Source organism: Streptomyces sp. NPDC026515 (genome assembly GCF_055567595.1).
This window is the reverse complement of the sequence record NZ_JBVHQD010000008.1, coordinates 469,188-477,683: the sequence shown is the minus strand read 5'-3', so window position 1 is coordinate 477,683 and position 8,496 is coordinate 469,188. Positions and strand designations below refer to the sequence as shown.

Below are 8,496 nucleotides of genomic sequence, written 5' to 3'. Positions count from 1 at the left end.
GCCGTTCGGCTACGTAGTGCTGGAGGTCGTCGCGGAGTTCGTCGGCGTCCCAGCGTGCGCCGTTAAGGAGCCGCTGGAGACGGTCGGGTGTGCGGTGTCCGGCGTACTCGGCCAGCTGCCAGCCGTTCTTTCGGCCGACCGGGCCCAGGAGTCCACGGACGTAGTCACGCATCCTGCGACGCGGCTCGACACGCCTGAAGCGGTGGCCGGTACGCAGGAACAGTTCCTCGAGTTCGTCGTTCCAGATCTCAACTGCACGCTCGTCGATCACGTCGGGAGGCTGCCCGGACCGCTGCCACTATCAGCGGCGGCTGCACACGATCGAGGGGCGGCCCGGGAAAGAGATCACAGGCCGGTCATCAGCCCTCTACACTCACCCAGACCGCCCCTGAACAGGGAAAACGTCAAAGTGCTGCTGGAGTATTAGCCCTGCGCAGTTTCTCCCGTAACGCCCTGGACAACAAATCAGGCCCGTGCTGATGTCAGCACCGGGCCTGATTTGGTATTTCTCTGTCGGGGTGGCGGGTTTGAACCCACGACCTCTTCGTCCCGAAGCAACTTGGGTGGGGGCGGGGCCTTGGGCTGGAGTGCTCGTCAACTGTGCTGATGGTCCATAGGCGTTCGCGCTCGTCCGCCGCTGTTCGTCGGGGTTGTCACGCAGTTAGACACTCAGCACAGCTGAGCCAGGAACGGCGTCAGCCGACGGAGGCAGCCCGCCACTGTGCGGTGATGCACCCTCTTCCATGTCCCACCACTCCTTGGCCACGCCCTGTTTGAGCAGCCTTTGCACCTTGGCGACATCGGCGGTGGGCGGGACGTCCAGAGCGACCATACTGAACCGTTCTATGCCCTCGCCGCAGACGCCGAGTGCGTGAAAGGCGTTGATCACGCTCTGCCGCGCAGCTCCAGAGCCGCCGTCACGGAGCACGATGAGGCGGATGGTGCAATTCTCGGAACGCCGAACCACCTCGCCGGCCCATCGCACGCCCTCCTCGTCGGGCTCGATGGCCACGACGTCCCCGCAGGCGATACCTCGGTTGCTCGATCATGCCTCACTGTGCCGTCACACGTCTGCCGATTCGGCCGTCTCCTCCGTGCGGAGACGCATGGTGGTGGCCTGCGGATTACGTCACCATCTCCGTGTTGCTCGGCCATCTCCTCCACGGACACCACCCAGCTCCCATCCCGTCTGCCGTCGACCCGCACACCGTGGAGCGGGCGCGGTGCCTAGCGTCCAGGTGGAGCGCGCCACTGTACGAACGACCTGGGCGCCGGGCGCCGTGTCTGCTCGGCTCTGCCTGGGTCGACGGCGGGCGGGATGGGAGCCTCTCCCGCAGCACTCCCGCGATGGCCAGTAGCCGCGAACGGCGCCCCTCCATCTCGGAGCCTGAGCGCCCCCGCCGGAGGCATGTTCTGACCGGCGCCTGCGCAGGTGATCAACTTTCGGCTCGACGGCCGCCTCTCGACCTGCGCGGCACGGGCGCCGGCCGGGCTGGAGCGGGACGAAGGCAGGAGCGCAGGCCCGGCCGGGGGCCGGGCCGCGCGCGGGGAGCGGAGCGCAGCCGGGGCTTGAACCCGTAAAGAAGGTTGTAACTCAGTCGGGCGTGTGGGGCGTGTCCGATCCCGGTAGATGCTTGACGGTTCGGTCCCAGCTGATGGTTGACAGTGGCCGTGATCGGCTTTTCTGTGCGCGTCGTTGCGGTGCGAGGCAGACCTCAGGACCGCTCACTGTGACGGTGCATGGGCGGCCGATCGAGCACTTCGACGTACATGATCCGGCCATCCACGACGTCCAGGCACAGCATGCCTCGCAAGGGCAGGAGCGGCACGCACCGATGGCCGGCGCCGTATGGCTGCCCCTCCGGATGAGCTGCGGTCTGGAAGCTCTGGCAAAAGTCATCGCCGCAGGGGCACTCGTCAACCAGGCGAAGATCCCACGCGCAGATGGCCAGCTCGCGTTCTCCTTCGTTCTCCAGGAGAGTGATCAGCTCTGTTACGAGCTCTGGGAAGACGTCGCGGACAAGGGGGTAGTCCTGCTCCTGCTCCATGGCCGGAGGGTAGCTGGAGATGGGACAACCAGTAGGCCCACCGTCAAGCATCACCTGCGATCCGACACGGTCGTGTGGGGCGCCTGGGGTGCTGTGTGCGGTTGGAAGTCCTGTGTGCAGGCTGGGAGTTCGCTGCCTTGGCGGTGTGCCAGCGGCAGGAAGATCACGGGCCGGATCGTCCATGTGATGCGGGTGCTGGCCTGGGTGACTGTCACCGCCTGGACGACGTCCCGGCCTGGCTGCGGACCGCCAACGCCAAGACGATGACCGCCAAGGCGTACCGGCTCCTCAAGGCCATCATGGAGACGGCCGTGGACGACGAGTTGATCACTCGCAATCCGTGCCGGATCAAGGGCGCCGGTAAGGAGAAGGCGGCTGAGTGGCGCATCGCCACCGTCGCCCAGGTCGACGCACTCGCCAACGCCATGGGGATGCGCTGGCGGCTCATGGTCTACCTCGGTGCGTACGGTCCGATGCGGCCGGAAGAGCTGGCCGGCCTCCGCCGCCGGGATGTCGACCTCGACAACCTGCGCGTCCGTGTTCGCCTCGCCGAGCCGGAGCGGATGAACGGGCGGCGCGTACAGGGCGACACCAAGTCCGAGGCTGGCACCCGGACTGTGATTCTTCCCGCGTTCCTCCACCGGGAGCTCCGCTGGCATCTGGAGAGCTACGCCGAGCAGGGGCCGGATGGGCTGCTCTTCGTGGGTAAGAAAGGTGCTCCTTTTCGACGCAGCACCTTCGGGCGGAGGTGGCGGAAGGCGCGGGAGATCGTCGGCATGCCCGAGGGGTTCCGGTTCTACGACCTCCGGCACACGGGGCACACGCTGTCGACGCGCTCCGGGGCCACGCTCAAGGACACCATGGTCCGGGCCGGACAGTCCTCCGAGAAGGCGGCGCTGATCTATCAGCACTCCGACGACGAGCGGCAGGAGGAGGTCGCCGCCGGGCTGGACGCCACCGTTCGTAAGGCCCGGGCCGCTGCCGCGCGGAGAACGCCCGACAAGCCTTCTGGCACGAATCTGGCACGCGACAACTGATCATCGTGGACGGCAAAAAGGCCCGGGTCTGTGACCTGGGCCTTCCTCGTGGAGCGGGTGACGAGAATCGAACTCGCGCTCTCAGCTTGGGAAGCTGATGTTCTACCATTAAACTACACCCGCGTAGGACGTCGACCACATCGGGGTCCGAACGCTCGCTCACTGTACCTCATGACGGACCCCCGGTGCTCGGACCGCGGGGTCCGGGTGCGTTTCACGGGGTGGGATACGGGTGCGGGCGGCCGGAGTTGGGGCGTACGGTAAGGGCGCGAGAGAGGGGCCGGGCGAGCCGGAGCGCCGCCTGGAGAGCCGTCCCTTAGATCCCGTAATGTGGCTTTCCGTCGTCACGGCAGTAAGCCCGACGCGGCTCCTGGGGAAGGGATTTTAGGGACTTGATGGAACGCACCGTCGTCCGCTGTGCCGAAGGGCACGTGTTCAGCACCACTTCGTTCCCGATGCAGCAGGCCGAGCGGCTCGGCCCCGGCCGGCTCGTCCGGTGTCCCAAGTGCGCCCGGCTGCGCAGTGTCGTGCCGGTCGCCCTTGAGAAGCAGCAGCAGTAGCCGGGGACGCCGGCAGGGGCGCGCGGACTGTCGCGATTGTCGCGGGTCCGCGCGCCTTGCGTATCCTCGGGGCGTGCTTCTCTCTGACAAGGACATCCGGGCCGAGATCGACGCCGGGCGGGTACGGATCGATCCCTACGACGAATCCATGGTGCAGCCGTCGAGCATCGACGTGCGGCTGGACCGCTTCTTCCGGGTGTTCGAGAACCACCGGTACCCGCACATCGACCCCTCCGTCGAGCAGCCGGACCTGACCCGGCTGGTGGAGCCGGAGGGCGACGAGCCCTTCATCCTCCACCCCGGCGAGTTCGTCCTCGCGTCGACGTACGAGGTCATCTCGCTCCCCGACGACCTGGCCTCCCGGCTGGAGGGGAAGTCCTCGCTCGGCCGGCTCGGGCTGGTCACGCACTCCACCGCCGGGTTCATCGACCCGGGGTTCAGCGGGCACGTCACCCTTGAGCTGTCCAATCTCGCGACCCTCCCCATCAAGCTGTGGCCGGGCATGAAGATCGGGCAGCTGTGCATGTTCCGGCTCTCCTCCCCCGCCGAACACTCCTACGGCAGCGAGCGCTACGGCTCCCGATACCAGGGGCAGCGCGGGCCCACCGCCTCGCGTTCCTACCTCAACTTCCATCGGACGCAGGTGTGAGGGGCCGGCCATGAGCGGCGACAGTCCCCTGCGGGAGAACCTGAGCTACGAGCAGTTCGGCGTCGCCGTGCGCGAACTCGCGCAGACCATCGCCGACGACGGGTTCGAGCCCGACATAGTGCTCAGCATCGCGCGTGGCGGCGTCTTCGTCGCCGGTGGACTCGCCTACGCGCTCGACTGCAAGAACCTGCATCTGGTGAACGTCGAGTTCTACACCGGGGTCGGGACCACCCTGGAGATGCCCGTCATGCTCGCACCCGTTCCCAACGTCATCGACTTCAGCGACAAGAAGGTCCTGATCACCGACGACGTCGCCGACACCGGCAGGACGCTGAAGCTGGTCCGCGACTTCTGCCTCGAAACGGTCGCCGAGGTGCGGTCCGCGGTGATCTACGAGAAGTCCCACTCCCTCGTGAAGTGCGAGTACGTGTGGAAGCGGACCGACGACTGGATCAACTTCCCGTGGAGTGTTCTGCCCGTGGTACGCAGGTCGGGTGAGCCCACCACTCCGTCTGGAGAAGCACTCTGACGTGGCTCTTTCCGGCAGCTGACGCCGCCGGTGGCGTCCGCACGGCGTTGTCGCCACTGAGCCCCTTCCCTGATCGGGAAGGGGCTCAGTGGTGTCCGGTCCCCGATGGTCAGGCGGGCACGACGTAGGGGAAGCGGTCCGTGCGCGCATGCTGGGCGACCGACGGCTTGAGGCCGGAGGGTACGGCCGTGTTGGTCACGATGGAGAGCATCGCCTCGGGCGCGTTGTCGGCCAGGGTCCGGCCGTTGCGGGTGGCGAAGCCGTACGTGGCGGGGGTGCCGACGACGTAGGGCAGTACGTCCGGGAACAGCTGCCGGGCCACGGTCTGGCCGTAGCCGTCCGGATCGGCACAGGTCCCGGTGGCTGCTACGACGGCGGAGATCTGGCCGGCGATGAGCTCGCCGGCGGCGGCGAGATCCTCGGACGGATGCCGCTTGTTTGCCGGGTTGGTGAAGTCGGTGTCGCCGGGCCAGAAGATCGGCCACATCATCGGGTGCCCGCCGCGGTTGATCTGACGCCATCCACCGGCGTCGGTGGCCAGCTTGGTCGCGCACCACACGCCGGTGCGGGTCCCGGGTCGCAGCTGCGGGTGGTCGTGGGGCACCTCCAGCACGATCGATTCCACCGTGGTGCCGGAGAAGCTGTTCTGCGCCTTGTGCGGGTGCCACTCCGACAGGTCCACCGCCGTTCCCTTCGCCACCGCCCCGTTGACGACGGCCAGCAGGGACAGGTCGATGTAGAACGAGTCGGAGATGCGCCCGGCCCAGATGCGGGTGCCGTCGGCGACGGCCGTCTCACCGGTGCGGCCCTCCAGCACGAGGTTTCCCTCGGCGGAGTCCTCGCGCGCCTCGTCCCCGGTCAGGACGTGCAGCCGCAGGGTCTGGCCGTCGTCCGGGTCGGGTTCGCCGAAGGAGACCCGGTAGGTCAGGGTCTCGAAGTCGGCGCCGTCGAAGTGAACTTTGAACTCGTAGCGCGCCTCCGGGTGGAACCCGGGCTGCGCGTAGACGCCGGTGATGTCGGAGTTGACGTCCATGACGAACACCGTGCTGTTCTCGCCGGGGAAGACGTACAGGTCGTCGATGAACAGCTGCCCGTTCTGGGCCGCGAGCGGAGTGTCGAGGTGGTGGGACATGAGGGGTCCTTACTGCTCTGGATCTCGTTTCGGGGAGGGTGCCGGACGGATCCGTCCGCCCTTCACCCTGTGGACGTGGGATTGCGAACCGGCTGCGCGCCGTCGTCCTCATCGGCTCGGGACGCTCTCACGTGAGCCGCCGTACACCTGGACCGTCGTACAGACCCGATCATCGGAGCCGACCGCCGTCGCACGCCCGCCCTCGATGGCGCAAGTCGGTCCTGACCGGCATGTGCGTGCCGTTCCAGCGGGAAGCGACGGAGTCCATGTCAATCACTGTGCCGATCACACCTGGAGATCGCGGCATTTCGAACTTGTCTGCTGTTTTCCGGACGGCTTCATCCTTGCCGTGTGAGCGGCGACCCGGTAGTGCCCAACCGGGAATCTGCTCATAGCCTGTGGTTATGAGCCAGTCCCCGCCCGACCTCGGCGGTCTCCGGTTGCTGACGCTGGTGGCCGAACTCGGCAGCCTCGGTCGGGCCGCCGAGCGGCTGGGGATCAGCCAGCCCGCCGCCAGCAAGCGCCTGACCTTGCTGGAGCGGCGCCTGGGGCTGACGCTGGTGAATCGCGACACCCGCGGCTCCGCGCTGACCGTGGAGGGCAAGGCGGTGTGTCAGTGGTCGGGGCGGGTGCTGGCCGAAGTGGATTCGCTGATGACGGGTGTCGCGGCACTGCGCGGCGACCGCGCCGTCGACCTGCGCCTGGCCTCGAGCATGACGCTGGCCGAACACTTCGTACCGCGCTGGATCGGCACGCTGCAGCGGCGCACGCCCGATGTCTACGTCAGTCTCAAAGTGACCAATTCCGAACAGGTCGCCGCGCTGGTGGCGAGCGGTCGGATCAGCCTGGGGTTCATCGAAGCGCCCGTGGTGCCGGCCGGGCTCAGCTCGTGCCAGGTGGGTGCCGACCGTCTGGTCGTCGTGGTCGCCCCGCAACATCCCTGGGCACGACGGCGGGAGCCGGTGGAGCTGGCCGAGCTGGCCCGGACTCCGCTCATCGTCCGCGAGGCGGGGTCGGGCACGCGCGAGACCCTCGAACGTGTACTCGCCGGCGCGGGCGTCGAGCAGGTCAGGCCCCTGATGGTCCTGGACGCCAATGCCGCCATGCGCAGCGCCGTGGTCGAAGGCGCCGGTCCGGCGGTGCTCAGCGCGGTCACGGTCCAGGACGACCTCGCCGAGGGGCGCATGGTGGAGATCCCGGTGACGGGGACGGACCTGCACCGGCGTCTTCGCGCGGTGTGGCCGAAGGACACCACTTTGACGGGCGCGGTCGGGGAACTGCTTCGGATCGCGATGCGTGTCCGCCCCGACGAGTGATCACGCCGTCCGTGTCGTGGAGCCTGCGTCGTGCCCGTCGTGCTGCCCGCGGACGGACTTCCTGGCCACAGGCAGGCACCAGCGGCGAAGGGCCCCGGCACGGCTGCCGGGGCCCTTCACCTGTCCGTCCGGTGCTAGAACGTGCCCAGCTTCACGATCGACAGCAGGGCGATCAGCTGGATCGCCGACGCGCCCAGGGCCTTCGGCCACGGCAGGTCGTGGGACTTGCCGACCATCAGGGTGAGCAGGACGCCCGCCGCGACCCAGGTGGCCCAGCCGAGGAGCTGGACGAAGCCGGCGTCGCCGCCGAAGAACATCGCGAACAGGAGACGCGGCGCGTCCGTGACCGACATGATCAGCATGGAGAGGCCGACCGTGGGCTGCCAGGCTCCGTCGCCGCCGAGCTGCCGGGCCAGGGTGTGGGTCACCACGCCCAGCACGAAGGCGGAGAGCACCATCGCGATCGCCGTCACCAGGACGATCGGGACCGCGTTGGTCAGGGTCGCGCTGATCGCGTCCGCGCGGGCGCCGTCGAAGCCGAAGACCGCGAGCAGGCCGTAGAGGAAGGACACGATGAGGGCGGGGCCCCACATCGTGTAGTCCCGCATCTGCAGGAACGTCTGGTTCGGCGCGAGGACGATGCCCTTCAGCAGGTCCTTCCAGTGCAGCCGCGGGCCGATCGGGCCCGCCGGCGCCGCCGAACCGGCGTGATAGGTGGCGCCCTGCGTGTAGGCGCCGGCCTCGTCGACCGAGAAGGCCTGGGTGTGGCCCGGCTGGTTCGCGGCGTACGGGTCGGGGCTGCCGCCGCCGTAGCCGCCGTCGTAGCCGTGATCGTCGCCGAAGTACTCCGGGCCGTCGCCGCCCTGTCCCGGGTGGCCGCCGCGCGCCTGCGGGTGCGGCCAGCCGGACCCGCCGCCGTGCTGCGGGTACGGCTGCGGAGCCGACGGGTACCCGTAGGACGGTCCCGCCGGCTGCCCGCCGAAGCTCTGCGGCGGGGCCTGCTGCCCGTACGCGGGTTGTTGCGGTCGCGCTTGCGGGGCACGGTCGTCCCGGCCGCCGCGTCCGTTCCTGAATCCAGCCACGTCTTCGAACGTACCTGGTCCCGGAGATCCGTGTGGCGGGCTCGGGCTTCCGAGCCCGCCATTGCCGCAGAGCTGTGACATCCCCTAAGGGGAACCCCGGGGGCGATCAGGGCCGATCAGGGCCACCCCCGACGCCCCCTCGG

The 8,496-nt window shown here is 68.5% G+C and carries 8 protein-coding genes, 1 tRNA gene and 2 pseudogenes; 5 read left to right on the top strand and 6 right to left on the bottom strand.

Features of this window, described 5'->3' with window-relative positions:
• The 3 genes and pseudogenes from ACZ4O3_RS19840 to ACZ4O3_RS19830 form a co-directional block, all read right to left on the bottom strand.
• Positions 1-247 (bottom strand): transposase (locus ACZ4O3_RS19840; protein ID WP_467723269.1); only part of this gene is annotated, 247 nt, incomplete at its 3' end.
• A gap of 448 nt (positions 248-695) precedes the next feature.
• A pseudogene (locus ACZ4O3_RS19835) lies at positions 696-1,036 on the bottom strand (DUF4265 domain-containing protein); the annotation flags it as partial.
• 679 nt (positions 1,037-1,715) lie between these two features.
• Entirely contained in the window at positions 1,716-2,048 is a 333-nt protein-coding gene (locus ACZ4O3_RS19830; RefSeq protein WP_362728501.1) for a hypothetical protein, read from the bottom strand.
• Positions 2,049-2,287: 239 nt separating this feature from the next.
• Between ACZ4O3_RS19830 and ACZ4O3_RS19825 the strand changes: the two are divergent.
• Positions 2,288-3,085: pseudogene (locus ACZ4O3_RS19825) on the top strand (tyrosine-type recombinase/integrase); the annotation flags it as partial.
• Positions 3,086-3,134: 49 nt separating this feature from the next.
• Here ACZ4O3_RS19825 and ACZ4O3_RS19820 read toward each other — a convergent pair.
• Positions 3,135-3,208 (bottom strand) — tRNA-Gly (locus ACZ4O3_RS19820).
• Positions 3,209-3,480: 272 nt separating this feature from the next.
• On the opposite strand from ACZ4O3_RS19820, the gene ACZ4O3_RS19815 reads away from it, so the two are divergent.
• From ACZ4O3_RS19815 to ACZ4O3_RS19805, 3 genes are all read left to right on the top strand, one after another.
• Positions 3,481-3,645 (top strand): hypothetical protein, encoded by a 165-nt coding sequence (locus ACZ4O3_RS19815; protein ID WP_362728503.1) that lies wholly within the window; start codon positions 3,481-3,483, stop codon positions 3,643-3,645.
• A 73-nt stretch (positions 3,646-3,718) separates the two neighbouring features.
• The gene (gene dcd, locus ACZ4O3_RS19810; protein WP_133023558.1) at positions 3,719-4,294 is read left to right on the top strand and encodes a dCTP deaminase; all 576 of its coding nucleotides are present in this window, start codon (positions 3,719-3,721) and stop codon (positions 4,292-4,294) included.
• A gap of 10 nt (positions 4,295-4,304) precedes the next feature.
• Positions 4,305-4,823, top strand: coding sequence for a phosphoribosyltransferase (locus tag ACZ4O3_RS19805; protein WP_467723247.1), 519 nt, complete (start codon positions 4,305-4,307; stop codon positions 4,821-4,823).
• Positions 4,824-4,932: 109 nt separating this feature from the next.
• On the opposite strand, the gene ACZ4O3_RS19800 is transcribed toward ACZ4O3_RS19805, so the two are convergent.
• The gene (locus ACZ4O3_RS19800; RefSeq protein ID WP_467723246.1) at positions 4,933-5,955 is read right to left on the bottom strand and encodes a DUF4331 family protein; all 1,023 of its coding nucleotides are present in this window, start codon (positions 5,953-5,955) and stop codon (positions 4,933-4,935) included.
• Positions 5,956-6,395: 440 nt separating this feature from the next.
• On the opposite strand from ACZ4O3_RS19800, the gene ACZ4O3_RS19795 reads away from it, so the two are divergent.
• Positions 6,396-7,271 carry a LysR family transcriptional regulator gene (locus tag ACZ4O3_RS19795; RefSeq protein ID WP_362729517.1) on the top strand — a complete coding sequence of 292 codons (876 nt, stop codon included), beginning with the start codon at positions 6,396-6,398 and terminating at the stop codon, positions 7,269-7,271.
• 134 nt (positions 7,272-7,405) lie between these two features.
• Here the strand turns inward: ACZ4O3_RS19795 and ACZ4O3_RS19790 are convergent, their stop codons facing one another.
• Positions 7,406-8,434 (bottom strand): Yip1 family protein, encoded by a 1,029-nt coding sequence (locus tag ACZ4O3_RS19790; RefSeq protein WP_467723245.1) that lies wholly within the window; start codon positions 8,432-8,434, stop codon positions 7,406-7,408.
• Positions 8,435-8,496: the final 62 nt, after the last annotated feature.

Bases quoted from the DNA above. Each gene is read 5' to 3' on its own strand.
- ACZ4O3_RS19830 (WP_362728501.1), bottom strand. From the start codon at position 2,048: ATGGAGCAGGAGCAGGACTACCCCCTTGTCCGCGACGTCTTCCCAGAG.
- ACZ4O3_RS19815 (WP_362728503.1), top strand. From the start codon at position 3,481: ATGGAACGCACCGTCGTCCGCTGTGCCGAAGGGCACGTGTTCAGCACC.
- ACZ4O3_RS19805 (WP_467723247.1), top strand. From the start codon at position 4,305: ATGAGCGGCGACAGTCCCCTGCGGGAGAACCTGAGCTACGAGCAGTTC.
- ACZ4O3_RS19800 (WP_467723246.1), bottom strand. From the start codon at position 5,955: ATGTCCCACCACCTCGACACTCCGCTCGCGGCCCAGAACGGGCAGCTG.
- ACZ4O3_RS19790 (WP_467723245.1), bottom strand. From the start codon at position 8,434: ATGTCACAGCTCTGCGGCAATGGCGGGCTCGGAAGCCCGAGCCCGCCA.